General features: G+C 60.5%; 21 protein-coding genes. 10 read left to right on the top strand and 11 right to left on the bottom strand.

The genetic code is table 11. From position 1 onward, the window contains the following. Positions 1-107 precede the first annotated feature (107 nt). Entirely contained in the window at positions 108-1193 is a 1086-nt protein-coding gene (locus D3870_RS05510) for a GGDEF domain-containing protein (protein WP_158590385.1), read from the bottom strand. Between the two features lie 488 nt (positions 1194-1681). Here D3870_RS05510 and D3870_RS05505 point away from each other — a divergent pair, with 488 nt between their 5' ends. The 6 genes from D3870_RS05505 (at position 1682) to D3870_RS05480 (ending at position 9489) form a co-directional block, all read left to right on the top strand. Continuing rightward, positions 1682-1981 (top strand): hypothetical protein, encoded by a 300-nt coding sequence (locus D3870_RS05505; RefSeq protein ID WP_119737326.1) that lies wholly within the window; start codon positions 1682-1684, stop codon positions 1979-1981. Between the two features lie 75 nt (positions 1982-2056). Next, positions 2057-2233, top strand: coding sequence for a hypothetical protein (locus D3870_RS22255; protein WP_158590384.1), 177 nt, complete (start codon positions 2057-2059; stop codon positions 2231-2233). Between the two features lie 170 nt (positions 2234-2403). Next, positions 2404-2697 carry a hypothetical protein gene (locus D3870_RS05495; protein WP_119737323.1) on the top strand — a complete coding sequence of 98 codons (294 nt, stop codon included), beginning with the start codon at positions 2404-2406 and terminating at the stop codon, positions 2695-2697. Between the two features lie 200 nt (positions 2698-2897). Then, complete coding sequence (locus D3870_RS05490) at positions 2898-3668, top strand: PP2C family protein-serine/threonine phosphatase (RefSeq protein ID WP_119737321.1); 771 nt, start codon at positions 2898-2900, stop codon at positions 3666-3668. Between the two features lie 665 nt (positions 3669-4333). Continuing rightward, the gene (locus D3870_RS05485) at positions 4334-6991 is read left to right on the top strand and encodes a serine/threonine-protein kinase (RefSeq protein ID WP_119737319.1); all 2658 of its coding nucleotides are present in this window, start codon (positions 4334-4336) and stop codon (positions 6989-6991) included. Positions 6992-7137: 146 nt separating this feature from the next. Further along, positions 7138-9489: a heavy metal translocating P-type ATPase gene (locus D3870_RS05480; protein WP_119737317.1), complete on the top strand. Its 2352-nt coding sequence runs from the start codon at positions 7138-7140 to the stop codon at positions 9487-9489. A gap of 191 nt (positions 9490-9680) precedes the next feature. On the opposite strand, the gene D3870_RS05475 is transcribed toward D3870_RS05480, so the two are convergent. Continuing rightward, entirely contained in the window at positions 9681-10124 is a 444-nt protein-coding gene (locus D3870_RS05475; RefSeq protein ID WP_119737316.1) for a CBS domain-containing protein, read from the bottom strand. Between the two features lie 516 nt (positions 10125-10640). Between D3870_RS05475 and D3870_RS05470 the strand changes: the two genes are divergently transcribed. After that, positions 10641-11000 carry a DUF1428 domain-containing protein gene (locus tag D3870_RS05470; RefSeq protein WP_119737314.1) on the top strand — a complete coding sequence of 120 codons (360 nt, stop codon included), beginning with the start codon at positions 10641-10643 and terminating at the stop codon, positions 10998-11000. 91 nt (positions 11001-11091) lie between these two features. Here the strand turns inward: D3870_RS05470 and D3870_RS05465 are convergent, their stop codons facing one another. The 3 genes from D3870_RS05465 to D3870_RS05455 all read right to left on the bottom strand — a co-directional run bounded on the left by D3870_RS05465 (position 11092) and on the right by D3870_RS05455 (position 16500). Next, entirely contained in the window at positions 11092-12390 is a 1299-nt protein-coding gene (locus D3870_RS05465; RefSeq protein ID WP_119737312.1) for a sigma-54 interaction domain-containing protein, read from the bottom strand. Continuing rightward, positions 12387-15452: a peptidase domain-containing ABC transporter gene (locus tag D3870_RS05460; protein WP_119737310.1), complete on the bottom strand. Its 3066-nt coding sequence runs from the start codon at positions 15450-15452 to the stop codon at positions 12387-12389. Before D3870_RS05460 ends, D3870_RS05465 begins: the two co-directional genes overlap by 4 nt. 295 nt (positions 15453-15747) lie before the next feature. Continuing rightward, on the bottom strand, positions 15748-16500 hold the full coding sequence (locus D3870_RS05455) for a peptidylprolyl isomerase (protein ID WP_119741727.1): 753 nt from the start codon (positions 16498-16500) through the stop codon (positions 15748-15750). Positions 16501-16918: 418 nt separating this feature from the next. Between D3870_RS05455 and D3870_RS21960 the strand changes: the two genes are divergently transcribed. Further along, the gene (locus D3870_RS21960; protein ID WP_147375716.1) at positions 16919-17398 is read left to right on the top strand and encodes a hypothetical protein; all 480 of its coding nucleotides are present in this window, start codon (positions 16919-16921) and stop codon (positions 17396-17398) included. A gap of 141 nt (positions 17399-17539) precedes the next feature. Here D3870_RS21960 and D3870_RS05445 read toward each other — a convergent pair. Continuing rightward, positions 17540-18726, bottom strand: a protein-coding gene (locus tag D3870_RS05445) for an IS3 family transposase (protein WP_242489871.1) whose coding sequence is annotated in 2 segments (ribosomal slippage) — positions 17540-18450 and positions 18450-18726 — 1188 coding nt in all. Because the reading frame shifts where the segments join, the coding sequence is not laid out codon by codon here. Between the two features lie 376 nt (positions 18727-19102). Here D3870_RS05445 and D3870_RS05440 point away from each other — a divergent pair. Next, a protein-coding gene (locus tag D3870_RS05440) for an IS5 family transposase (RefSeq protein ID WP_199710509.1) occupies positions 19103-19928 on the top strand; the annotation gives its coding sequence in 2 pieces (ribosomal slippage) (positions 19103-19471 and positions 19473-19928; 825 coding nt in all). Positions 19929-20195: 267 nt separating this feature from the next. On the opposite strand, the gene D3870_RS05430 is transcribed toward D3870_RS05440, so the two are convergent. From D3870_RS05430 to cysT, 4 genes are read right to left on the bottom strand one after another with little or no spacing between them, the layout of a single operon-like run. Then, on the bottom strand, positions 20196-21122 hold the full coding sequence (locus tag D3870_RS05430) for a CysB family HTH-type transcriptional regulator (RefSeq protein WP_119737304.1): 927 nt from the start codon (positions 21120-21122) through the stop codon (positions 20196-20198). A 20-nt stretch (positions 21123-21142) separates the two neighbouring features. Beyond that, positions 21143-22210 carry a sulfate/molybdate ABC transporter ATP-binding protein gene (locus tag D3870_RS05425; protein ID WP_119737302.1) on the bottom strand — a complete coding sequence of 356 codons (1068 nt, stop codon included), beginning with the start codon at positions 22208-22210 and terminating at the stop codon, positions 21143-21145. Positions 22211-22212: 2 nt separating this feature from the next. Next, positions 22213-23115: a sulfate ABC transporter permease subunit CysW gene (gene cysW, locus D3870_RS05420; protein WP_119737300.1), complete on the bottom strand. Its 903-nt coding sequence runs from the start codon at positions 23113-23115 to the stop codon at positions 22213-22215. An 11-nt stretch (positions 23116-23126) separates the two neighbouring features. Next, the gene (gene cysT, locus D3870_RS05415) at positions 23127-23993 is read right to left on the bottom strand and encodes a sulfate ABC transporter permease subunit CysT (protein WP_119737298.1); all 867 of its coding nucleotides are present in this window, start codon (positions 23991-23993) and stop codon (positions 23127-23129) included. A 521-nt stretch (positions 23994-24514) separates the two neighbouring features. Between cysT and D3870_RS05405 the strand changes: the two genes are divergently transcribed. Then, positions 24515-24949, top strand: coding sequence for a response regulator (locus D3870_RS05405; RefSeq protein ID WP_119737294.1), 435 nt, complete (start codon positions 24515-24517; stop codon positions 24947-24949). Here D3870_RS05405 and D3870_RS05400 read toward each other — a convergent pair. Continuing rightward, the gene (locus tag D3870_RS05400) at positions 24924-25490 is read right to left on the bottom strand and encodes an RBBP9/YdeN family alpha/beta hydrolase (protein ID WP_119737292.1); all 567 of its coding nucleotides are present in this window, start codon (positions 25488-25490) and stop codon (positions 24924-24926) included. The genes D3870_RS05405 and D3870_RS05400 overlap by 26 nt on opposite strands.

Here is a 25490-nt window from a genome sequence, read left to right as displayed (position 1 = left end):
AGCCGGTTTGAAGGCACGGGCGCACATGGTGCGCCCTGTCTGTCGTCCGTGCGTGCGTAGAATGCATTTCATGCCCCCGTGCAGCTGCACAAGCGCCAGCATCGCGTTCAGATCATCGCGGGGGCAAGATCAACATCGCGTTGTGCCATGACCCGGTCGCGGCCTTCGCCCTTTGCTTCATACAAGGCCTTGTCGGCGCGGCTGATCAGTGTATTGAAGCTGTCATCGTCCCGCAAGACTGCAACGCCGATGCTGAACGTGACGCTTGCCGCCTGACTGGCGCCACCTGCGGATTTCCACCGGCTCTTGAGCCGTTCAGCAGCACTGACTGCGCCGGACAGGTCTGTTTCCGGCATCAAGATGGCAAATTCATCCCCGCCCAGGCGCGCCAGGCAATCAATGGAGCGCAGGGTGGTTTGCGCCGTGCGGACAAAGGCAATGAGTGCTTCATCGCCGGCCGCGTGGCCGTAAGTATCATTGACCGGCTTCAGGTTATCGAGGTCGATGAGGAGCAATGCCAATCGTTTGCCATGCCGTTTCGCACGGACGGCTTCGCGTTCGCCGGCATCGAAGAATGCCCGCCGCGACCATGCTCCGGTCAGGAAATCATGATTCGCCGCATGCTGCACATCCGAGATCAACCTGCGGTGCGCAAGGAGCAGGCCGCCCAGGATCAGCACCGGCAATACGAAGGCCCCGCCGGACAGCAAAAACACGTTCCATCCGGAAGGCTCCAGCAAGGACTTCGGCGCGTCGGATACGATGCATTGCCTTACCACCCGCAATAGATGGCCGCCGGCGACAAGGCCGCACATCGCCAGAATGAACATTCTTGCGTATCGGGACTGCTCGCCTTCATCGCGTGCCTGGAGCACCGTGCATCCGATTCCAGCCGCGATGCCGACCTGGAATAGCGACGCTACGCAGGTGCGGCCGATGAACGAATCCACGAAGTAGTGAAAATAGGCGACCAGGCACGTCAGCAGCGCGACTGCGGCTGCCAGAAGCGATATGAATGGCCTGGTGTTGAAGAGCTGCCGGTATCCAACCAATGTGGCGGCGGAGGCGGCGGCATAGACCGCATTGGCCCCTTCGTAGGCAATGAGGGGCGGCAGCTCCTTGCCGAAGGCATACAGAACGTTGCCCGCCATCCCCAGCACGCTGGACAGCAACAGCGGCCTGACCCCGTTCACACGGCTTTCATTCATTGAAAACAGTACGAGAAACGTGATGAAGCAAAGCAAGGCTGCTATCAGGAAAACTTCTTTGGTACCGAACATGTCTGCGTCCCCGGCAGGCCCGGTACGGGACCTGCAATGATTTTTACGTAACATACTAGCAGTCACAATATCCACTTCGCAATACGGTGTATCCCGTATTCAGGATGCGGGGCCTCCGTCTGAACGCAACAGTCCCGCACCGAAGGACAACAGGTGTTTCAGTTTTCCGAACAGGCTGCCTGTGAACTGTTTGGCCGGACCCGCCACCCTTCCCGGCAGCAATCTCGGCACACCTGCACAAGAATCTGCCATAACGAAAAATATCCATATTTTTCAATGACTTGCGCATCATCCTCAGCGACCGGAGCGGGCTGGCATGCTCCCTGCAATATGTCTGTCGAGCGCGACAGAATGTTCGACTCAAACCCAAACCTCACGACTTCCATTCAAGGAGAACTACCATGCAAACACTGATCATCAAAGACCTCATCATCGCTGCGGAACTCGACGGCAAGACCATGAGCGCGGTGCGCGGCGGCACGAGCTACGGCAGCTGGACCAAGAGCCATCTTCTGCCCTCCTATTCATCCTATTCATCGACCACCGACGTCAAGATCTCGCAGCAGAACAACCAGGTGCAAAGCAACCCGACCGGCAACGGCTCGGCTGTGTTCGGCGGCGGCATCTCGGCATGGAACAACCAGCAAGGGTTCAATTCGGTCGGCGGATTCGGTGGCTACGGCATTCCGGTTCCGGTCTGATAGCGGGTTCTTCTGATGCGCACCAGGGAGCGCCGCAATGAAGCGGCGCTCCTTGATGTGACGCAGGCAACCCGCATGAACTTGTCATCCAAGGAACTCGACCGCGAGGCGATGTGCACGGTGGGTGGCGGCATGGCCATCGGCAGCTTCGCGCAGTACAGATTCGTGCAGGCCTTCCCGCAACCGATGGCTCCCGGCGATCCGATACTTCCGGCAGTGACGATTGAACAGTCGATGCCGACGGTGCGATGACTGGCATGGCACTTGCAGCATGTGAAGCGTTTCGTGTCATGTGTATGCGGTGAACCGACAGCTTGTTTAACAGCGCGTCGCAGCAAGGAACGACAGCAGATCGATCGCGATTCTTGATTTTTTCAGAGGCTTTCAGGCATTCACCACCACCCATTATTCGGAGACACACCATGGCCGCAATTGTCATCAATGATCTGCACTCGGATCGCACGCTCGACCGCAAGGCAATGTCCGCGATCCGTGGCGCGGGCGGTGCGCCGTGGGTGTTCGGCGCCTTCGCTCCCTACAGGCCGTCGGTGCCGGCCAACGCCAGCTTCGGCCAGATCGTGAATGTCTATGAGATCAACAACTTCTATGCCGACCAGATGAACAACCAGTTTCAGTCGATCAACGTGAACAATACGGCGGCCAACTCGAACATCAGCCTGGCCGCGAATCAGCAGGCGGCGAATTTCAAGCATTAAGAGGTCGCTCCGTGATTCCGGCCTCGGCCCTCCTGGCCGGCGGTCAGGACTCCCGCGCGGCGGGCATGGGGCATGGCAGTGAACAGCGGTTTTGTCGGTTTTCCTCAACCGCATTGCGGCTGCGGTTTGTGCAACAGGTTATATACTCATCATAGACAAGCAAATCCGATCCACTGCACGCGGAGAACTCAGAGGTATTTGTGACGGACGCCACGCAAATTCAATGGTCATCGGCCGCCTGCACCGACGTCGGACTGGTGCGGCGGATCAATGAGGACGCCTGCCTCGACCGGCCCGAGCGCGGGCTGTGGGCCGTGGCCGACGGCATGGGTGGTCACGCGCTGGGCGACGTCGCCAGCCGCATGGTGGTGGACGCGCTCGACGCCATACCCGCGCCCGACAGCCTCGCCACCTTCATGGCCGATGCGCGCGACCGGCTGCTCGCGGTGAATCAGCAGTTGCGCGAAGAAGCAGCGGCGCGCGGCGCGCACATCATCGGCAGCACGGTGGTGGTCCTCGTCGCGTGGGATGACCAGTGCGGCTACCTGTGGGCGGGCGACAGCCGCATCTACCTGTACCGCGACGCCCGCCTAAGGCGGCTCACGCGCGACCACAGCCAGATCGAGGAACTCGTTTCCAGCGGCAGCATCAGCCCCGAAGACGCCGCCTTTTACCCTGCCCGCAATCTGATCACGCGGGCGGTCGGCGCAGCCGAGACGCTGGATATCGACGCAGACACGATCGTGGTCGAGGACGGCGATATCTTTCTATTGTGCAGCGACGGTCTGAGCAACGAAGTCAGCGAGCAGGACATGTGCAGCGTGCTGCCTGCGGGTGACTGCCGGTACGCGGCGCAGGCACTGATCGACATGGCGCTGCAACAAGGCGGGCGCGACAACATCTCGGTGGTTTTGGTGCGCGCGGAAGACCTGTCCTCCATCGAGCAGACGGTCCTGAATCCCACGCTGTAATCCACGTTCAAGCCGCTTCCTCCAACTCCCTTCTTTGCCGCCATCGGCATTGCGCCACTGTTGCCGCGATGCAGGAAGATGCGTGTCTGCGGCCGTACAAATCGACCACATTGCGATGCAGATCAAGCTCTTTGCGCGGCCCGCGACGAAGATGAAAGCAGGCAGTGCATGCGTAGAGCGGCGGGCTGCCGCAAGGTGGTTGCAAGAAGTTTCCGTGACGCGATGTGTCGTTTGTTCCACGACTTTTCTGCAAAATCGGAAGTTGAGATGTTGTGTGACATCCGACATTCATTCGCGTCCGGCCGGCACTTTCTTCACATGGCTTGTGGGGCCGCGTCATCGATCTGTTTGTCAGCAGCAAGCCGGCGGTGACCGGGGACTCCGGCCTGTGCCGGGAAGATGTCCGGAACCACGCCATATCACGCCCTTCCCTGCCGGTTCGTGAACGGTCAGAACGGCCCGCGAACGTCGGGTCCCGATTCCCGGTACCCGACGCAGGACTGGTGGACATCGGTTCGTCCCACGCACCGGCAGCCATGCGTGCCGCTGGCACTAAAGGTGCTAGTGAAGACAGACCACGGCGAAGCGCGCCGCCTTCCCTGCTACCTGCGCTGCTACCTGCGCTGCACGCTGCGATGTCTTGACTGACCCGATGGAATTCGACGATGAACCAGTACAACGAGAAGACCGCAGTGCGCACCCGGAGAATGCCGTTCAAGGCAGACCCGGGCAACGACGCGGAACAGAGCATGAACGTTCTCCCCATTGGCACGCATCTCGGGGAGTTCGAGATCGTGGGGCTGATCGGCGAAGGCGGATTCGGCATCGTGTATCTCGCGTACGACCACTCGCTGGAGCGGCATGTGGCGCTGAAGGAATACATGCCCTCGGGACTCGCGACGCGCACGACCAGGATGGCGGTGACGGTGCGCTCGCAAAACAATGCCGCGACCTTCTCCGCCGGCCTGCGCAGCTTCATCAACGAGGCCAAGATGCTGGCGCAGTTCGATTCGCCGTCCCTGGTGAAGGTGCATCGTTTCTGGGAAGGCAACGGCACCGCCTACATGGTGATGCCTTACTACGAGGGCGTCACGCTCAAGCAAGCCTTGAAGGAGCGTCGCATCACGCCGACCGAGAGCTGGATCCGGCTGCTGCTGGCCGATCTGTTCGATGCGATCGAAACCATTCACCACGCGCAATGTTTTCATCGCGACATCGCACCTGACAATATTCTGCTGCTGCGCGACGGCCGTCCGCTGCTGCTCGATTTCGGCGCGGCGCGACGCGTGATCGGCGATCTGACGCAATGCCTGACCGTGATCCTGAAGCCGGGATTCGCGCCGATCGAACAGTATGCGGACATCGCCGGCCTGCGCCAAGGACCGTGGACCGACATCTACGCATTGGCGGCGGTGGTGTATTACCTCGTCGCCGGCAAGGCCCCGCCGCCGGCAGTGGCGCGCATGGTACACGACGAAATGGTGCCGGCGCGCGAGGCCGGCAAGGGCCGCTACAGCAATGCATTCCTCACGGTACTGGACAAGGCGCTGTCGGTGAAGCCGGAACAGCGATATGCGTCGATCGACGAGTTGCGCCGCGCGCTCGACATCATGGAAACCGTGCCACGCACGCTGCCGCACACCAACCTGCGCTGGGGAGAAGGCGACGAGCCGATGACCCGCATCGCGGAGCCGCGGCACACGGTTGAACGCTCCGCGCAACGGCAGCGAGCGCAAGCGTCGCAGCGCGAATGGCAGCCAGAGGCGGGAACGGACACTGCGGCCTTCGGCGCGCGCCGATTGGGCAAGGCGGCGTGGATCGGCCTCGGCCTGCTGCTGACGGCCGGCATCGTGACCGGCGTCTACTGGGGTTCGCACAACTCCTTGAAGTCCTTGGGCGAACCCTTGCTGGCCGTGACCGGAAGCAAGCCGGTACCGGGATCCTCCGGCGCCAGCGGCACGGCGGAGGAAGAACGTCCGGAACCGCCGGTCATTGCCGCCGCGCCGCCAGGCATGGCAACGCCGCCGTCCGCGCCTGCCGCGCAAAAGCCGGCCGCCCCCGCAGAGCCGCCGAAGGAGGAAGCGGCCAGCCCGCAAGTCTCGCCGCCCCCATCCGTTCCGCGCCCATCGGCGGACGAGGAGTCGTGGCGCAAGGCCAGCGCCGCCGACACGGCGGACGCGTACGAGAATTATCTGAAGGCCTATCCGAACGGGCTGTATGCCGCGGCGGCGAGACTGCGGCTGGAAGACCGGCAGCCGAAGACGGCGGCCCTGCCTCCTTCTACGCCTCCTTCTACGCCTCCTTCTACGCCTCCTTCTACGCCTCCTTCTGCGCCGCTGGCCGCAATCCCGTCCCTGCCGCCACCGGACACGAAACCGAAGGCAGCGCAGACTCCACCCGTGCCGTCGCCGGAGGATGCGCTCTGGAATACCGCCAAGACGCTCAACCAGCCCACCGCCTACGAGACGTATCTGAAGAAATATCCGAAGGGCCGCTACGCGGCGGTAGCGAAGGACAGGCTGACGACTCTCAAGCCGGTGCAACCGAAGCCATCGGAACAGGCCGCGCAACCGGAACCGGCGCCGCAAGCGGCCTTGAGCAAACAGCCGTCAACGCCGGCAATGCCAACGGATCAGGCGCAGAAGATACCGGCCACCCCGACTGCCCCGGCAGCGCCGCCGGAAGTGCCGTCCAGGAGCACGCCCGAACCGGACCAGAAAGTACAGCCGGAACCGCCATCCAGGCCCGCAGCCGAAGCGCCGGCAGCCACCGGCAGCAAGACCTTCAAACTGGCTGACCAGACCATGACCGGCGACTTCACGCTTGATCCGGTCAGCGGCATCGTGTCCGGCACGGGCAAGATCGTGTGGAGTAACGGCAACCGCTTCGAAGGCACGCTGGTGCGCGGCAGCAAGGAAGGCAAGGGACAGTTCGCATGGAACAACGGCCAGCGCTACAGCGGCGACTGGGCGCGGGACATGCCCAACGGCAAAGGCACGATCACTTTCCCGAATGGCAGCCGTTATACCGGCGACGTGAAGGACGGCATCCCGCACGGCCAGGGCGTGATCCACTTCAAGGACGGCGACAGGTATTCCGGTGCGTGGGACAGGGGCAAGAGCGAGGGCCAAGGCCGCTACACCTGGGCCAACGGCGGCTACTGGGAAGGCGAATTCAAGGACGACAAGCGCACCGAAAACGGCACGATGGTAAGGCCGGATCGCACATCCGGCTCCAGCGGTTCGACATCGTCCATGAGCGAGGCGAAGCCAGCACCGCAGCCGGCGGCCGAGAAGGAAGCGGAGGGAAAGCCCGCGCAATGACGGAGGTTCATTGCATGCATGAGTCGTTCCCCCGAAGGAACATTGCGACGCGGGCGCGGATCGTCACATTGATTCTTTCCCCATCCCCTTCAAGGGGAGCGCAAGCGTAATATGGCCACCGCCTTGCGACAATTCCAAAGGAGCGTATGGACAATCGTCATTCCTCGCACGAACACAACGATCACCACGCCCACCATCACGCTGCCGTGACAGCAGCACCGGACAAGCCGTTCACCGATCCGGTGTGCGGCATGAAGGTGGCTGCCGACCCGCAACGCACCATCGCGCACAACGGCACGGACTATCACTTTTGCAGCACAGGCTGCATGACCAGGTTCCGCGCGGATCCGCAACGCTGGCTGAAGCCGGAACCACGCGAGCCGGTGGCGGCCCCGGCAGGAACGATCTACACCTGCCCGATGCATCCGCAAATCCGCCAGCCGGCTCCCGGCAGCTGCCCGATCTGCGGCATGGCGCTGGAACCGGAGATGCCCAGCCTCGACGAAGGCGAGAATCCCGAGCTGACCGACTTTCGCCGCCGCTTCTGGTGGACCCTGCCGCTTTCGGTCGTGGTCATGTTGCTGGCGATGGGCAGCCACCGCTTCTTCCCGGCCGGCATTCCGTACCAGAACTGGATCGAGCTCGCCCTCAGCACACCGGTGGTGTTGTGGGCCGGCCTGCCCTTCCTGCAACGCTGCGTCCACTCGATCACGCATCGCAGTCCCAACATGTGGACGCTGATCGGGCTGGGCGTCAGTGCCGCCTACGGCTACAGCCTGGTCGCGACCTTCGCGCCCGAAGTCTTTCCGGCGGCCTTCTCCATGCATGGCCGCGTCGGCGTGTATTACGAAGCGGCGGCCGTGATCGTGTCGCTGACGCTGCTGGGCCAGATCATGGAGTTGCGCGCGCGCTCGCAAACCTCGGCGGCGATCAAGTCACTGCTTGGGCTTGCGCCGAAAACGGCGCGCCGCATCCACGATGACGGCAGCGAGGAAGACATCCCGCTCAACCATGTGCATATCGGCGACACGCTGCGCGTGCGTCCCGGCGAAAAGGTGCCGGTCGACGGCGTGGTGACGGAGGGCGAAAGCGCGGTCGATGAATCCATGCTCACCGGCGAACCGCTGCCGGTCACCAAGCGTCCCGGCGACAAACTCATCGGCGCCACGATCAACACCAGCGGCAGCCTGGTCATGCGTTCCGAAAAGGTCGGTGCGCAAACCATGCTGTCGCAGATCGTGCAACTGGTGGCGCAGGCGCAACGCTCGCGCGCGCCCATGCAGCGGCTCGCCGATTCCGTCGCCGGCTGGTTCGTCGTCGCGGTGGCGGCAGTCGCCGTGCTGACGCTGTTGGGCTGGGGCCTGTTCGGGCCGCAGCCGAGCTGGGTGTACGGCTTCGTCAACGCGGTGGCGGTGCTGATCATCGCCTGCCCCTGCGCGCTGGGACTGGCCACGCCGATGTCGATCATGGCAGCCACCGGCCTCGCCGCGACCAGGGGCATCCTGTTCCGCGACGCGGCGGCCATCGAGGCGATGCGCAAGGTGGACACGCTGATCGTGGACAAGACCGGCACGCTGACCGAGGGCAAGCCCGCGTTCGACCGCGTGATTGCCGCCCCCGGCTTCAGCGAACAGGAGGTGCTGCAACTTGCGGCCAGCATCGACCAGGGCAGCGAGCATCCGCTGGCGCATGCAATCGTGGCCGAGGCACGGCGGCGCGGGCTGGCGTTGACGAAGCCCGACAGCTTCGAATCATCCAGCGGCATCGGCGTGCGCGGTGACGTCGCCGGCCATCGCATCGCGCTCGGCAATACCGCGCTGATGGAGTCGGAGAAGGTTGATTGGCAGCCGCTGGCCGAACAAAGCGAGGCGCTGCGCAAGGAAGGCGCGAGCGTGATGTATCTCGCATCCGATGGAAAGCTGGTCGGCCTGGCGGCAGTGTCCGATCCGATCAAGCCGGGCACGCCCGACGCCATCGCAGGATTGCGCGCCGCCGGGCTGAACGTGGTGATGGCGACCGGCGACGGCCTGACGACCGCGCGCTCGGTGGCGTCGAAACTCGGCATCGCGGAAGTGCACGGCGAAGTCACGCCGCACGACAAGCTGCACCTGGTGGAAAGCCTGCAGGCACAAGGCAAGGTCGTGGCGATGGCGGGCGACGGCATCAACGATGCGCCGGCACTGGCGCGGGCCGACGTCGGGATCGCGATGGGCACCGGCACCGATGTCGCGATCCACAGCGCGCACGTCACGCTGGTCAAGGGCGACCTGCGCGCAATCGCGCGTGCACGTGCGCTGTCGGTGGCGACGGTGCGCAACATGCGGCAGAACCTCGGCTTTGCGTTCGTCTACAACTCGCTCGGAATCCCGCTCGCCGCCGGCCTGCTGTATCCCTTCACCGGGCAGTTTCTGTCGCCGATGATTGCGGCGCTGGCGATGAGCCTGAGTTCGGTGTCGGTGATCACCAATGCCCTGCGGCTGCGGCACGCGGAGATTTGAAGGGGCTCATGGCGTTGCCGTGCCTTCCGGCAAGCGCCATGCAGAGAGCGTCTCCATGGGCTGTCAAGATTCAATGCGAGCGCTTGGCGGGTGGAACCCGCCCTACCCTGATTGTCCGTAGGGCGGGTCCCACCCGCCGACGCATCTGCTCTACAACTGCATGTTGATATTGAACATTGCACAAGCCCCGCTCAATGCGGACGCTGTCCGGTGCTGACATGTTTGGATGCCGGCTCGGAAATGCAGGACAAGGCTTCTCCTGCCGCATCGACTTCTTCGGTCGTCGCAATATCGCCAAGCGACACGATGCCGGTCAAGCGCTTGCTCTTGTCGAGGACCGGCAGACGCCGCACTTGCAGATCGCCCATGTTTTTGGCGACATCGTCCACATCGTCTTCCTCGAAACAATACTTCACGTCCTTGCTCATCACATCGCGCACTTTCGCGTCGCCCTTTCCCTTGGCCAGCGCACGGATCACGATATCGCGATCGGTAACCATCCCCACCAGCCGGTCGTTTTCTCCCACCGGCAACACACCGCAATCACAGTCGGCCATCATCTTCGCGGCCTCGACAATGCTTTGGTCCGGATTTGCTATACGCGCATCGCGCGTCATTGCTTCGGCTACTCGCATGATATTTCTCCTTTTATGCAATGCAATCAAATCCCTGCACGAAAACCATTTTGCGTGCCGAGCAGAGCGGCACGCATCGGGACGAAAAACACCCTGACCTTTGCAATGCAGGGTCCCTGAATTTTTGAGATAGCGGAAGGGGTGAAGTTCCTGCGAAGAGCCCGTTGAGCAGGCCTTTCGAAATTTATTCCCTGTGATCTCTCATCGGGCAAATTCGAAGCGTGGATCACTGCTTTCCCGTCAGTAACGAGCTAGGCGAGAAGCATACGCTCCATCCCGCATGTCGATTGTTCTGCGAAGGCATCCATGCTTCTTGCGTGCGTTGTCGGAAAAATTCAAGCGTCATGTGCTGCACCGAGCTTATCGTGACACTCGGCACGCTTTGCTGCGCCGTACCTGCTCATTCCCACGCTGGCCACCTGACCTTGTCCATGAGCCAAGCTGCGACTAGTCTGTAATTTCCGATCACGGCATGCGCCGCATGCCCGAGAAACTCATTTCCTCAAGGAGAGTGTCATGGCCTATGTTGATGGTTTTGTTTTGCCTGTTCCCAAGAAGAACATCGACGCCTATCTTGCCGTCGCGAAGAAGTGCGGCGATATCTGGCGCGAGCATGGTGCATTGCAGTTTCGCGAATGCGTCGCCGATGACGTGAAGCCCGGCAAGCTCACTTCGTTCCCGCAGAGTGTCAATCTGGAAGACGGCGAAACCGTCGTTTTCTCCTGGATCGTGTATGAGTCGCGCGCCCATCGCGACGAGGTCAACGACAAGGTGATGAAGGATCCGCGCATGGCCGACATGATGAAGCCGGAGAACATGCCCTTCGATGGAAAGCGCATGATTTATGGCGGCTTCGAGATGCTGGTGGATCTTTGATCAGGCGTGAGAACAAAAGGCGGCCGCGAATCGCATTCCGGCTGCTCCACGCGATGGCTGGTCGCCTGGAGACCGTGAGCATCGCGTCGAGTCACGTCCTCTTCTCGCCATGCCCGTCTCCCTGATGCCGAAAATCCTTCGAATGAATCCCGTGTTTCTTCAACAGCATCTGCAGATGCGAGCGGTTCATGTCGCAGCGGCGCGCTAGTTCCGCCACCGTGCCGCCGACTTCCTTCAAGCCGCGTTCCAGGAAGGCGCGTTCCGCCTCGTCGCTGGCGGCGCGCTTGGCATCGCTCAGTGAATGCGGGATCGCCACGGCAGCAGCCGGCGTGTCGAGCTGCACGGCAGCGGCCTTCGGGCGGATGTCTTCGGGCAAATGCGTTACATCCGCCGTGTCGCCGGCCAGGCATGACAGGCGGTAGATCAGGTTGCGCAGCTCGCGGATGTTGCCGGGGTAGGCATAGTTCAGCAGATAGTCGCGCAGCCGCGGCGTCATTTTCACGGGGCGCCGCTTCAGCGCTTCCGCCGCCTCGTCGCCGTAGTAGGCGAGCAGCAATGGAATCTCGTCCTTGCGTTCGCGCAGTGGCGGCAGGGTGACGTGGATGACGGAGAGACGGTAGAACAGGTCTTCGCGGAACGCGCCCTCCTCGATCAGGCGGCGCAGGTTCTTGTTGGTGGCGGCAACGATGCGCGTATCGACGGAAATGATTTCGTCGGAGCCGACGCGCTGGATTTCGTGCGATTGCAAAACGCGCAGCAGCTTGACCTGGCCCGGCAGCGGCAGTTCGCCGATTTCATCGAGGAAGATGGTGCCCTTGTGCGCGCTCTCGAACTTGCCCTTGCGATCATTGGCTGCGCCGGTGAATGCGCCGCGCTTGTGGCCGAACAATTCTGACTCCAGCAGGTTCTCGGGAATCGCGCCGCAGTTGACCGAGATGTAGGCCTTGTCGGCGCGCGCGCCGTTGGCGTGGATGACTTTCGCCATCAATTCCTTGCCGGTACCGCTCTCGCCGTCGATGAGCACCGGCAGATCGGTGGGTGCGGCCTTCTCCGCGACTTCCAGTGCGTCGAGCAATTTCGGATTGTCGCCGAAGGTGCCTTCGAACACGAAGCTGCGGTCGAGCAAGGCGCGGCGCCGTTCGCCGGATGACAGGTTCACCGGCGCAGGCTCATCGGCCGCCGTGCTGGCAGCCTTGACGAAGCGCTCCTTGTGCGACAGCTGCATCACTTCATCGCGCAGCGCGCTGGATTGGCGCAGCAGTTTCTCGATCTCCGGACGCTCCAGCCGCGACGACCAGCGCAGCGTCGAACGCAGAATTTCTATCCGTTCCAGCAATCCGGCATAGGACACCGAGGATTGCGCCTGCAGGCTCTGGTTCAGTATCTTCATGCCGCACTCAATTGTTTCTGCACCAGCTGGTAGTACATGCCCCTGCGGTCCACCAGCTCTTCATGCCGCCCCTGCTCCACGATCGCGCCTTCGTACAGCACGAGTATCTTGTCCGCGCGCATGATCGTGCTCAAGCGGTGCGCGATGATCACGGCAGTGCGGCCCTTCAGAATGTCGTGCATGTTGCCGATGATGTTGCTCTCGGATTGGGTATCCAGTGCGGAGGTTGCTTCGTCGAACACCAGCAGGCGCGGGTCGTGATACAGCGCGCGCGCGATGCACAGCCGCTGGATCTGGCCGCCGGACAAACCCATGCCGCGTTCACCGACGACCTGTTCGTAGGTCAGCGGCAGCTTGCTGATGAAGGCATGCGCATCCGCCATCTTCGCGACCTCCTCGATGCGGCGGCGGTCGGGGCTCTCGTCGCCGCTGGCGATGTTCTCCGCGATGGTGCCGGAGAACAGCAGATTGCTTTGCATGACGTAGCCGACCTGGGCGCGGTAGTACTCCTTGTCGATCATGCTCATGTCGTAGCCGTCCACGATGATCTTCCCTTCACTGGGCGGATAGAAACCCACCAGCAGCTTCGCCAGCGTCGTCTTGCCTGAGCCGCTGCGGCCGACGATGGCGACCAGTTCGCCCGGCTTGATCTCGAGACTGATGTTTTCGAGCACGTAGGCGGTGTCGTTGCCGCCGTAGCGGAAGTAAATGCCGTCGAGGCGGATATCGCCCTGCAAGTCGGGCAGCACGATGCGTGACGGCAGGTCCTGCGGCTTCTGCTCGGGCTCCATGTCGAGCACATCGCCAAGACGTTCCATCGCGACGCCGGCATCGTTGAGCTGACTCCACAATCCAACCAGTCCCATCAGCGGCGAAAGCACGCTGCCCATCAATGCATTGAATGCGATCAACTGTCCGATGGAGAGTTCGCGCGACAGCACGAGGTTGGCGCCGACCCAGAGGATGGAGATGGTGGTGGCCGCATTGAGCAACTGGCTGCAGAGGCCGGCGAGGATATTGAAGGATTGCGCGCGGTATTGCACGTCCAGCGCCTTGGCGTATTTCTTTTCCCATTTCAATCGCACCGGCCGCTCGCTGCCCATGCCCTTGATGGTCTCGACGCCGCCCAGTGCTTCCATCAAATAGGCCTTGGCATCGGTGGCGGTGGTGAACATTTCGCGCGCATAGTTCTTCAGCTTCGGCGTGACCAGCACCGTCAGTCCCATGATGGGAATGACGAAGGCAATCAGCACCAGCGTCATCTTGACGTTGTACATGAACATGATGGTGAAGTAGATGAACACCATCAGCAGATTGAGCATGGTGGTGACGGTCGATTCCGTCAGGAAGGCACGGATGGTCGCGTTCTCCTCGAAACGGGCGAGAATGTCGCCGGTCTTGCGCTTGGCAAAGAAGGAGAACGGCAGCGACATCGTGTGCTTGAAGAAATGCGACATCATCGCGAAGTCCATGTTGCGCATCATGAAGTTCGCAAGGTAGGCGCGGATCGTCGACATGATCTGGGTAAACAGACTGGAGATGATCAGGCCAACGATCAGGAGATGCAGCAGGCTGACGTTCTGGTGCACGATCACGCCATCCAGAATGTTCTGGATGATCAGCGGCGGCACCACGCCCAGCATCTGGATCACGAAGGTGGCGAGGAACAGGTGCGCCAGGATCTTCTTGTACGGCTTCAGATAGGCGACGAAGCGGATCCACGGCGAGCGCGCCACCGCGAGTTGCACCAGATTCTCGCCCGGCGTGAAGACGAGACAGGTGCCGCTCCAGCCGCGCTCGAAATCCTCCACACTCATCTTCCTGAAGCCGACCGCCGGATCGGCCATCCACACCTGATGCTTCGAAACCCCATACACCACAACATAGTGGTAGCCCTCCCAGTGCACGATGAAAGGCAGCTCGAAACCAAGCAATGCCTCATACGTGCACTGCACGCCGCGCGTGGTAAAGCCGAGCGATTCGCCGGCGCGCGCCAGACTGTCGAGCGTCGCACCCTGGGTCGTGACATTGGCCAGTTCACGGAGCTTGCCCAGCGTCATCGAAATGCCGTAATGCCGGCACAACATCGCCAGACATGCCGCGCCGCAATCCATTTCCTCCGCCTGCTCGACCAGCGGAAAACGCTTGATGATCTTTTCGCCGAACTCCGGCTTCGAATACAGGTCGAGCCGGACCGGACTCTTGCGCCGCTCCGCCAGTTTTTTCTGCCGCTGCAATTCCCGTTCGATGAAGCGGATGCGGTCTTCCAGCACTTCGCGCAACTTCGTATTGCGCTCCAGAATCATGTGCACGGTCTTTTCGGGAATCACCAGCAAGGTGGTGTCGGCGGTCGCGACGACGGAGGCCATCTGTTCCTGCCGCAACAGGCAGGCCTTTTCCCCGAAAATCTCGCCCTGCCGCAGCGTCGCCAGCGTGTATTCGCTGCCTTCCTCGGTCCGCACGATGCGCACTTCGCCATGGCGCACCACGTACAGCCGGCGATCCTCCTTCGAATCCTGCTTCAGAATTTCCTTGCCTGCCGGAGCGCGCTTGACGCCAACGCTGCGCACGAACTCTTCCAGCTCACTCTTGTTGACCTTGCCGCGCAGGTCGAACAAGCGGGTGACGAGGCCGCCTGCGGAACTGATTGCGACATAACTGACTATGAAGTTCTGCGCCGCCGGATTGCGCGCCGCAATCGGCTGGATCACCTTGCGCGGGATAAACAGCAATTCGGTCTTGGCCGACGCGCGCACCGAGGATTCGTGCCGGTATTCGCGCAGCATGGCGATGTCCGCGAACACCTCGCGCGCCTTGCGCACGCCCATGCTGACTTCCTTGCCGCTCTCCTCGGTGAACATGCGCACCGAGCCGGTCTTGATGACGAACAAGCCGTCGGCCGGATCGCCGGCATTGCACACCGTATCGCCGAAGGCATGAAAGCGCGACTCGGCATGTTCGGCCAGCCGTTCCAGTTCTTCACGAGTGAAAGGCGACAATATTTCCACGGACGCCAGGAACTCGGCGACGGATTGCGGAGCGGAAGAAGCCGGTGCGTCCATGGGTCAGTGACGAGGGTATGTCCGAAATCGGGCTATCTCGAAGTCATTTCATCAATTCCGTAGCGTCACTCCGCTGAGAGTTACGCGCAAATCGCCTGTGATCTGAAGCCCCTCCCCTTCAAGGGGAGGGTTGGGGTGGGGATGGGTTTTAAGTGAAGAATTGCTCCTCACTGAAACCCATCCCCATCCCGACCTTCCCCTTGAAGGGGAAGGAGCACCTGCACATCGCGAAGCTGTGGGCGCTTCTCAGTCCTTAGCCCTACTCGCAGGAAAGAAACCTCGTAGCTCCGCACCATCAGCGCGCCTCGATCACATGTTCCTGCGCCCGCGCGAGCAGCCATTCCTCGCGCAGCAGGCGCCGCACCTCGGCCGACGTATCCTCGTCCAGCGCCGCCGGGTATTTCGCATTCACCATGAATATCTCGTAGAACATCTTGTCGGGCGACGGAAACGGCCCCAGCAGATCGCCCGCCGCCGCATTGAACACTTTCGCCTCGACATCGCTCTTGAGCGAACCGCGCAGCACCTTGCCGATCATGCCGCCGTGCTCTCGCGTATCGGCCAGCGAATGCTCCTCGGCCATTTCCGCAAAGCTGTCCGGGTCCTCGGAAAGAAACGAAATCAATTCCTTCGCCTTGCCATCCGAATCGACAACGATGTGGCTCACTTCGATGCTGTCGAACCTGGGTGAATGCAACTTGAAATACTCATCCACCGCCTTGTCGTTGCACACCAGCTCCATCATCTTTTCCTGGTACAAGCCGTCGGTGATGAAGGTCTCGAACTCGTCGAGACTGACGCCGAGCGCATCGAGATAGTTGTTCATCTCAGTCGCGCGGTGCAACCCCTGCACCCGCCGGAACTGATCGGCGCGCTCCTGAATCTCTTCCGGCGACACGGCGATACCGTGCTTCTTCGCTGCATGCACCGTGAGCCGATCCCGCACGAGCTGCTCGATAAGCCCTTCGAACTGCCCCGTGAGCTTCAGTGCCCTCAGGAAATCCTCAATGCCGATGCTCTCGTCATCAATACGCACAATCGCCGCCATCTTGTCCACTCCTTCGCACCGAGTTTGGCGCAGGTCTGGCAAACAAGATTAGAGGTGCGGGGAAGGATTGTGGTTCGCGGTGGTGAAGCAGGAGTTTGGAGTTGGCGCAACAGAGATAGAAGTTGCGATTGGATTGGCTTGCTGAAACGATGCGTTGATGAAAGACATGCGCCCGCGCCACCGTGACATCGCGTACCGGTCTTGCAGAATTTTTAACCGACGGTATAAACTGACTGCCGTCTTTCACGGTCATTTAGTGCTGTGCTTTTGATCATTGCATGGCTGAAACGACCATGTGACAACGGTTTCACCCGTTCGACTTCCGAGGTTAGATGTCACGAAGTCGGGTTAAAAGGAAGCGACATCTAATTCAAGTTGGAATCCTACGTATCTCTAGAGAAGACCGTTTTATATTGATATGAAATACAAGACCATATTTTTTTGTTGTGTACTCGTTTTGTGGAACGTTGCATCTGCCGAATGCGCTGAGCGAGAGAAACGCACCGAACGGATTATTGCCAAATATCTTGGGGATCCAGTATCGATTGATTCTCCAATAGTCCAGGAGCCACTTACACTGGCGAGATCATTAAATCCAGCAATTAAGGACGAAGTGTGGAATTCAATTGCTCGGGAACTTGCGTCCTCTTTACAAAAGGCGATGATCGGCAAAGGAAGTCCGGGGTATGAAAATCTCGCTGTTGCGCTGAGCGAGCTATCTGACAAAGAGATCCAACAGCTTGATTCCTTGATTTCACAGCCGGTATATCGCAAGTTTCAAAAGGCTATGAACTCGCCATCGGCGCGAGATGCTCTTGCCCAAGGAATTTATTCTTCTGGGTATTCTGCTGAAGATGTGATCAAGAGAGTGTTGCGGAACCATGGCCTTAAGTACTAATTCTACGCATCTCGTATCCAATATATCGCTCGACACGGTCGATATGCGCCGGTCAGCACGTAGCACGTAGCACGTAGCACGTAGCACGTAGGGCGGAAAAGCGCAGCGCCTTCCGCCGCATGCGTTGCCAGACTGTAGTGGTCAAGTATTTTCAGACACCCCGATAGGTAAAATTGCGGCCATTTTCTGTTCATAAGCGGCGGGTGGCAGATAACCCAAGGTTGAATGCAAACGGGTGCAGTTGTAAAAGCTGACGATGTAATCGGCGATGTCGCGTTGGGCCTCGCCATGATTGGCATAATCGCGCTGCCATACCCGTTCCATTTTCAAGTTCAGGAAGAAGCGCTCCATCACGGCATTGTCCCAACAATTGCCCTTGCGGCTCATGCTGCAGACGATGCCGTGCTGCTCAAGCAGCGCCTGGTACCCCAGACTTGCATACTGGCTTCCCCGGTCTGAATGCAGCAGCAATCCGCGCGGCGGCTGGCGTTGTTGCAGTGCCATGCATAACGCCGACGCGACCAGTTCGGCCGGCATGGTCGGTGCCATCGCCCAGCCCACCACTTTGCGCGAGAACAGATCCATCACGGCGGCCAGATACAGCCAGCCTTGCCGGGTGCGCACATAGGTAATGTCCGACACCCAGGCGCGATTCGGCGCGGCCACGTCGAATTGGCGATCCAGCACATTGTCCGCCACCGGCAACGCGTGCCTGCTGTCGGTGGTGTGGATGAACTTGCGCTTCCACACAGGGCGTACTGCGGCCTCCCGCATCAAGCGCCGCACGCGGTAGCGGCCAATGATCACGCCTTGCGCTTGCAACGCGCGACACAGGCGACGGCTGCCGTAAGACTTGCCGCTGGCAACAAAGGCCGCCTTGAGCTGAACGCTGGCGACGACGTCGGCCTTGCGCTCGCCACGCCGCCGATGTTGATAGTAACCGGCACGGCTGACCGCCAATACCCGGCATGCCTGCTGGACAGGAACGGCCTTCTGTTGCAACTGATGAATCAGGCGATAAGTCATTTCAGTTCGCGCGCAAAGAAGGCCGAGGCTTTTTTTAATAGGTCGTTATCCGCGCGTAATTGACGGTTCTCGGCTTCCAACTGGCGGATGCGTTGCTGCTCCGCCGTCAGCGGCTTGCCGATACCCGGCTGGCCTTCCAACTCGGCTTCATGCTGCTTGATCCAGCGTCGTACGACTGAGTCCACCAGGTCCATGCTCTGGCAAACATGGACAATGCTCAAACCCTGGTCTTTTACCATCCGCACCACTTCCAGCTTGAAGTTCGCGTCGAAGTCCCGGCGCTCCCTGCGTTTCTTGTTCATATAACTCCCTCGATAGGTGAATGATCCACCTATCGAGGTGTCTGTGTAAATTAGACCACTACAGACATCATTTTCGGTACGCTTCATCAATGGATATGCAGTTATTACCGTAATGGCAGAAACATCACGTTATGTGCCAAACGGCGGAAGGCGCTTCGCTTTTCCGCCCTACCGAGCTGATCTACTGATCTGCCAAACAGCATTCGACGCGGATACATACATGTGTCCAAACTTCACCCACAACTTCATCAAGGATCGTTGATGTATTCAGTTGCTTTTAACCAGCTATTCTTAGAGCCTATCCCGGTAGGCCGTCGGCAAGGGAAATTGCGAGGTAAATGGTGGTCCAAGCGCATGTTGGCGAAGGAGGTTCGACATGGGCATGGTCAAGCAGGACGACGGCTGGCGTTTGCCAGACAGACTCTGGGCGCAAATGGAGCCGCTTTTACCGCCACGCAAGCCACATCCGCTGGGCTGCCATAACCCGCGTGTCTGCGACCGGGCAGCCATGGATGCGATCTTGTTCGTGTTGCGTACCGGTTGCCAGTGGAATGCATTGAACGGTACCGGCATTTGTTCCAGCAGTTCGGCGCATCGGCGCTTTCAGGAATGGGTTGATGCCGGCGTGTTCGAGGAGTTCTGGATGCATGGGCTGTTGTCGGCAGCGGCGTTGCGGGAAATCGACTGGTCCTGGCTGTCACTCGACGGCGCGATGACCAAGGCTCCTCTGGGTGGGGAAAAAAATCGGCCCCAATCCAACGGATCGCGGCAAAGGCGGCGTCAAGCGCAGCCTGCTGACGGACGCACACGGCATTCCCCTGGCCATCGTCATTGATGGTGCGAACCGCCATGACATGAAGCTGGCGCGACCGACACTGGAGTCGCTGGAAGTGGGGCGACCGTCATTGCTTGCGGTGTGGCCACAAGGACTGTGCCTGGACAAGGGCTATGACTATCCGCAGATCCAGCAGTTGGCGCTTGAATTGGGCTACCGGGCGCACATCCGGTCACGCGGGGAGGAAGCGCAGCAGCGGCAGACGGGAACGAGAGCCCGCCGCTGGGTGGTGGAGCGTACGCATAGCTGGCTGAACCGGTTTCGTGGCTTGCTGATTCGTTGGGCCAAGAAGGCGAAGAACCATCTCGCGTTCCTTCATCTCGCCTGCGGCATTATCACCTGGCGAAGCATAGGCCTACTGGGATAGGCTCTTAGTCGCGTCCGGGATTTGGTTGATCGCGGGCTTGGTCGTCCTGTTGCCGCGAAAGATCAAGCTGATGAAGCGGATTGGGACTACAGACAACACTGACATTCTTCGCTTGGCAAAGACAGGGGACAGTGAGGCACTTTGGCTTAAACGAGCAACATGGATATTCATCGTTGTCGGCATCATCGTACTTGTGCCATTTCGAATACTTTCCAAGTAGAACTCGTAGGGCGGATTAGCGCAGCGTAACCCGCCGCATTCGCACCCTCACGCCCCCGGATTCAACACATTCTCGATATCCGAACGCTTCAGTTCCGGCGCAAACCGCAGAATGAATTCATAGGTGTAGGACCGCAGGTACGCTCCGCGCCGCACCGCCAGCCGCGTGACATTCGGCGCGAACAGATGCGCAGCTTCAATCGCGCGCAAGCCGTTGGAGCGATTCTTCTCGATCGCCATCGATGCGACGATGCCCACGCCCAAGCCGAGCGACACATATTGCTGGATCACGTCCGAATCCATCGCGGTCAGCACAATGTCAGTGTCGATGCCGGCCTTCTTGAATGCGTCGTCGATATGGCTGCGGCCGGTGAAGCCGACGTCGTAGGTGATCAAGGGGTACGCGGCCAGATCTTCCAGGCTGACATGGGGCTTTTCCGCCAGCGGATGACCTTCCGGCACGACGATCACGTGACTCCAGCTGTAGCACGGGAAAGACACCAGATCCTCGAACTGGCTCAGACCTTCGGTGGCGATGCCGATATCGGCCTTGCCCGACATCACCCATTCGGCGATATGCTCGGGCGAACTCTGTTGCAAGGCAATCCGCACTTCAGGGAAGGCGCTGCGAAACGCCTGCACCACTTTCGGCAGCACATAGCGCGCCTGCGTGTGCGTGGTGGCGACCGTCAGCGTGCCGCTCTGTTCGCCCGTGTATTCCTGGCTTGCCTGCCGCAGATTTTCCGCTTCCAGCAGGAGGCGGTCGACGATCTGCAGAATGCCCTTTCCCGGTTCGGTCAGGCCGGTCAGGCGCTTGCCGTTGCGCTCGAAGATTTCCACGCCCAGCTCGTCTTCCAGCTCGCGTATCTGCCGGCTCACACCTGGCTGCGAAGTGAACAGGACATTCGCAACCTCGGTCAGGTTGTAGCCGCGGCGGGCGGCTTCGCGGATGGAACGCAATTGCTGAAAATTCATGGCAAGCTCCTTCTTTTCGCTTAAACCGCCTCGTCGACGAAGACGTGCAGGCGTTTCGGGCGCACAACCAGCGTTTCGCCGTCCTTCAGCGCGAGGTGACTGTAACGCTCGGTGGAAATCACCGCTTCGATCAGTTGCGCATTGTCCACGCGCTCCAGTTCAAGCTGCGCCAGCGGGCCGATCGCGTGTGCGCGCCGCAGCTTGACGACGATGCCTTCGGCGTCGGCGGTATAGCGGTCGATCTCGATGTCGTGCGGACGGACGAAGCCGACGCCCTTGGCATCCTGTGCGGTCGCATGGTCCGGCGCATCGAAGGTGACGCCGCCTGCTTCCAGCACGCCTTCGTGCACGCGGCCGTGGAACAGGTTGACGTTACCGAGAAAGCCGTAGACGAAAGGTGATGCCGGATGGTTGTAGACATCGTTCGGTGCGCCGATCTGCTCGACCTTGCCCTTGTTCATCAGCACGATCTGGTCGGCCACTTCCAGTGCCTCTTCCTGGTCGTGCGTGACGAAAATGCTGGTGACGTGCAACTCGTCATGCAGGCGACGCAGCCAGCGGCGCAATTCCTTGCGCACCTTCGCGTCGAGCGCGCCGAACGGCTCATCCAGCAGCAACACGCGCGGCTCAACCGCGAGCGCACGCGCCAGGGCGATGCGCTGACGCTGACCGCCGGACAGTTGCGGCGGATAGCGGTCGGCCAGCCAATCGAGCTGCACCAGTTCCAGCAGCTGCATGACCTTCTTGCGGATCTCGGATTCGGACGGACGCACGTTGCGCGGCTTGACGCGCAATCCGAACGCGATGTTCTCGAACACGCTCATGTGCTTGAACAAGGCGTAGTGCTGGAACACGAAACCGACCTGCCGCTCGCGCACATGATGCGCCGACGCATCCTCGCCATCGAGGAAGACCTGGCCGGCATCCGGCTGCTCCAGTCCCGCGATGATGCGCAACAGCGTGGTCTTGCCGCAGCCGGACGGTCCCAGCAACGCGGTCAGTTCCCCCTGAGGAAAATTCAGCGACACATCATCGAGCGCGACGAAATCGCCAAACCGTTTGTTGATATTCCTGACTTCGATACTCATGATTAATTGTCCTCAAGCCGTTGTGTTTGCGCATGCTGCGCGCGCCATTCGATGAAGCTCTTGATCGCCAGCGTCACCAGCGCCAGCAAGGCGAGCAGCGATGCGATGGCGAAGGCCGCCGTGAAGTTGTATTCGTTGTAGAGGATTTCCACCTGCAGCGGCATGGTGTTGGTCTCACCGCGAATATGGCCGGACACCACCGACACCGCACCGAACTCGCCCATCGCGCGCGCATTGCACAGGATCACGCCGTACAGCAGGCCCCATTTGATGTTGGGCAGCGTGACATGCCAGAAGGTCTTCCAGCCCGATGCGCCGAGCACCAGCGCCGCCTCTTCCTCCTCGTTGCCCTGCGCCTGCATCAGCGGAATCAATTCGCGCGCGACGAACGGGAAGGTGACGAAGATCGTCGCCAGCACGATGCCGGGCACGGCGAACAGGATCTTGATGTCATGCTCGCGCAGCCACGGGCCGAACCAGCCTTGCGCGCCGAACAGCAGCACGTAGATCAGGCCGGAAATCACCGGCGACACCGAGAACGGCAAATCGATCAGCGTCAGCAGCAGGTTTTTGCCGCGAAACTCGAACTTGGCGATGCTCCAGGCGGCGGCCACACCGAACACCAGATTCAGTGGCACCGCGATCACCGCGACCAGCAGCGTCAACTTGATGGCGGCCACGGCATCCGGCTCGACGATGGCCACGACATACGCATCCCAGCCCTTCTTCAGCGCCTCGGTAAACACCGCGATCAGCGGAATGAACAGAAACAGCGTCAGGAACGCCAGCGCCACGCCGATCAGCAGTGTACGCACCCATGCCGGCTCGACCGTTGCGGCCGGCGCGTAAGCCGGTTCTCCGCGTGCCTGCGTTGCGACGGGTAATGTGGAAACAGCTCCAGCCATATCAGACTTTCTCAGATTTTCTCAAACCTGCGGCCGCGATTGCGGGTCCAGGCTTGCAACAGGTTGATGGTAAGCAGCAGGACGAAGGACACGATCAGCATGACCACCGCAATCGCGGTCGCGCCGGTGTAGTCGTATTGCTCCAGCTTGGTGATGATGAAGAGCGGCGTGATTTCCGACACCATCGGCATGTTGCCGGCGATGAAGATCACCGAGCCGTATTCGCCGGTTGCACGTGCAAAGGCAAGCGCAAAGCCGGTCAAAAGTGCTGGCAGGATCGTCGGGAAAATCACCTTGAAGAAGGTTTGCAGGCGCGTCGCACCGAGGCTGGCGGCGGCTTCTTCCAGCTCGCGCTCCGCTTCCTCCAGCACCGGCTGCACGGTGCGCACCACGAAGGGCAGGCCGATGAAGGTCAGCGCCACCACCACGCCCAGCGGCGTGAACGCCACCTTGATGCCGAGCGGTTCAAGGTAGCGGCCGATCCAGCCGTTCGAGGAATACAGGGCAGTCAAGGCAATGCCCGCGACCGCCGTCGGCAAAGCGAATGGCAAATCGACCAAGGCGTCGATGATTTTCTTGCCAGGGAAGCGGTAGCGCACCAACACCCACGCCACGATGCCGCCGAAGATGACGTTGAGAAAGGCGCCGATCAGCGACGCACCGAAGCTCAACTTGTACGAGGCCACCACGCGCTCGGAACTCACCGCTGTCCAGAACGCGTCCCATGTCATCGTGAAGGTCTTCAGAAACACGGCGGACAGCGGGATCAGCACGATCAGCGCGAGATAGAAGACGGTGAAGCCGAGCGACAGCGAAAAGCCGGGCATCACCCGCGATGGCGCTTTGCTCCTTGCAGATTTTGTTATGGCACTGCCCATATAGTCCCTCTTTATTACAATTTCAGCTATCGAGGTCGAATAATTGCATTCGTTTGTTATAAACAGAACGATTTTTTTTGCATGTCATTAGAAATATTTTGAATAAGGAAATGGGCGTTGCCCTTGCAAGCCGGATGGAGGAAATATCGGGCAAAGGATATTTGCTGCATTGCAATCGCGATCGAAGCAGGAAGTTACAGACAGAGAATGTGGTTTTGACTACTCCGTTTATGGGATTCCAATTGGCAGCGATTCTGGTACTGTGCAGCTTGCAGACGATCGTGCACTGCACAATCGATTGATTTCATTGCATCTGAACATTGCATTCGCAGAATGCAGGTGCTTGTCCTGCCATATATACCGGGTTGATTGCATCGTCCCGGCATTGGCAAAGTTCCACTACGGCGGATGCAGACTCGACAGAGTCCCGCCGGATCACCCGTCTCGTATTGCACATAGATCGCCAGCCTATCCTGCCGGCGATCCGGAATACGTTTTAATGGAACATGCGGAGGTCAATCATGATTCGAGTCGTAATCGCAGACGACCACACAATGATGCGTGAAGGATTGAAACGCATCGTCGAAGTGGCAGCCGACATCGAAGTCGTCGGCGAAGCCGTCAACGGTTTTGCCGCCCTCGACCACGCCAGAAAAGGCGGATTCGACTTGCTGGTGCTCGACCTGTCGATGCCGGGTCTGAGTGGCCGCGAACTGGTTCAGCGCATCCGGCACGAAGCGCCGACGCTGCCATTGCTGCTGATGACGATGTACGAAGATGAGGGCGACGTGCGCCAGGCGGTCCTGGCCGGTGCCAACGGCTTGCTCGCGAAGGAACATGCCGGAGAGCAATTCGTCGCAGCGATCAAGCAGATCGTCTCAGGCCACGCCTACCCGACAACGGATGTGGCCGGAAGTTTCCAGTCCGATGTCAAACAGGCGCGCGAGCCGCGCTGAAGTCCTCCGACTGCTGCACCAAGCGCTGCAGCAATGACTGTCCGTACGGCCAGTCGCCCAGCTCCGACTCGGCATTGATGTGCCCCAGCGCACCGCCATTCACGAAGACGCCGCCCCATCTTTCGGCCCAAACCACTGCTCGATCACTTTCCATCCACGGGTCGTTCGTGCTGCCGACCACGATAGCCGGGCATGGCAGTGCGGCATCCTGCAACATCCTGTCCACGCCGAACTTCACCGGATCGGCCGGCGCGACCAGCAAGACGCCATGCAGGTTGGTCGCACCGTGGCTGGCGCGATGCACGGTCGTCAGGCAGCCGAAACTGTGCGCGATGATCAGCGTGGGCCGTGCGGATCGGCGCAGCACCTGATCCAGCCGTGCCGACCAGACCAACAGATCCGGCACGTCCCAGCGCTCCTGATGCACGCGCTCGAACGCAGGATGAAGTTCCTGCCAGCGCGTCTGCCAATGGTCCGGTCCGCTACCGTGCAGGCCGGGAACGATCAGCACGCGAAAATCGGTGAGCGAACAGATTGCCAT

This window comes from Noviherbaspirillum cavernae, from assembly GCF_003590875.1.
Lineage (GTDB): Bacteria > Pseudomonadota > Gammaproteobacteria > Burkholderiales > Burkholderiaceae_D > Noviherbaspirillum > Noviherbaspirillum cavernae.
The sequence above is the reverse complement of the archived record's forward strand: the minus strand, read 5'-3'. Positions and strand labels throughout refer to the sequence as shown.

Bases quoted from the DNA above. Each gene is read 5' to 3' on its own strand.
- D3870_RS05505 (WP_119737326.1), top strand. From the start codon at position 1,682: ATGCAAACACTGATCATCAAAGACCTCATCATCGCTGCGGAACTCGAC.
- D3870_RS22255 (WP_158590384.1), top strand. From the start codon at position 2,057: ATGAACTTGTCATCCAAGGAACTCGACCGCGAGGCGATGTGCACGGTG.
- D3870_RS05495 (WP_119737323.1), top strand. From the start codon at position 2,404: ATGGCCGCAATTGTCATCAATGATCTGCACTCGGATCGCACGCTCGAC.
- D3870_RS05485 (WP_119737319.1), top strand. From the start codon at position 4,334: ATGAACCAGTACAACGAGAAGACCGCAGTGCGCACCCGGAGAATGCCG.
- D3870_RS05480 (WP_119737317.1), top strand. From the start codon at position 7,138: ATGGACAATCGTCATTCCTCGCACGAACACAACGATCACCACGCCCAC.
- D3870_RS05475 (WP_119737316.1), bottom strand. From the start codon at position 10,124: ATGCGAGTAGCCGAAGCAATGACGCGCGATGCGCGTATAGCAAATCCG.
- D3870_RS05470 (WP_119737314.1), top strand. From the start codon at position 10,641: ATGGCCTATGTTGATGGTTTTGTTTTGCCTGTTCCCAAGAAGAACATC.
- D3870_RS05465 (WP_119737312.1), bottom strand. From the start codon at position 12,390: ATGAAGATACTGAACCAGAGCCTGCAGGCGCAATCCTCGGTGTCCTAT.
- D3870_RS05460 (WP_119737310.1), bottom strand. From the start codon at position 15,452: ATGGACGCACCGGCTTCTTCCGCTCCGCAATCCGTCGCCGAGTTCCTG.
- D3870_RS05455 (WP_119741727.1), bottom strand. From the start codon at position 16,500: ATGGCGGCGATTGTGCGTATTGATGACGAGAGCATCGGCATTGAGGAT.
- D3870_RS21960 (WP_147375716.1), top strand. From the start codon at position 16,919: ATGAAATACAAGACCATATTTTTTTGTTGTGTACTCGTTTTGTGGAAC.
- D3870_RS05430 (WP_119737304.1), bottom strand. From the start codon at position 21,122: ATGAATTTTCAGCAATTGCGTTCCATCCGCGAAGCCGCCCGCCGCGGC.
- D3870_RS05425 (WP_119737302.1), bottom strand. From the start codon at position 22,210: ATGAGTATCGAAGTCAGGAATATCAACAAACGGTTTGGCGATTTCGTC.
- cysW (WP_119737300.1), bottom strand. From the start codon at position 23,115: ATGGCTGGAGCTGTTTCCACATTACCCGTCGCAACGCAGGCACGCGGA.
- cysT (WP_119737298.1), bottom strand. From the start codon at position 23,993: ATGGGCAGTGCCATAACAAAATCTGCAAGGAGCAAAGCGCCATCGCGG.
- D3870_RS05405 (WP_119737294.1), top strand. From the start codon at position 24,515: ATGATTCGAGTCGTAATCGCAGACGACCACACAATGATGCGTGAAGGA.
- D3870_RS05400 (WP_119737292.1), bottom strand. From the start codon at position 25,490: ATGGCAATCTGTTCGCTCACCGATTTTCGCGTGCTGATCGTTCCCGGC.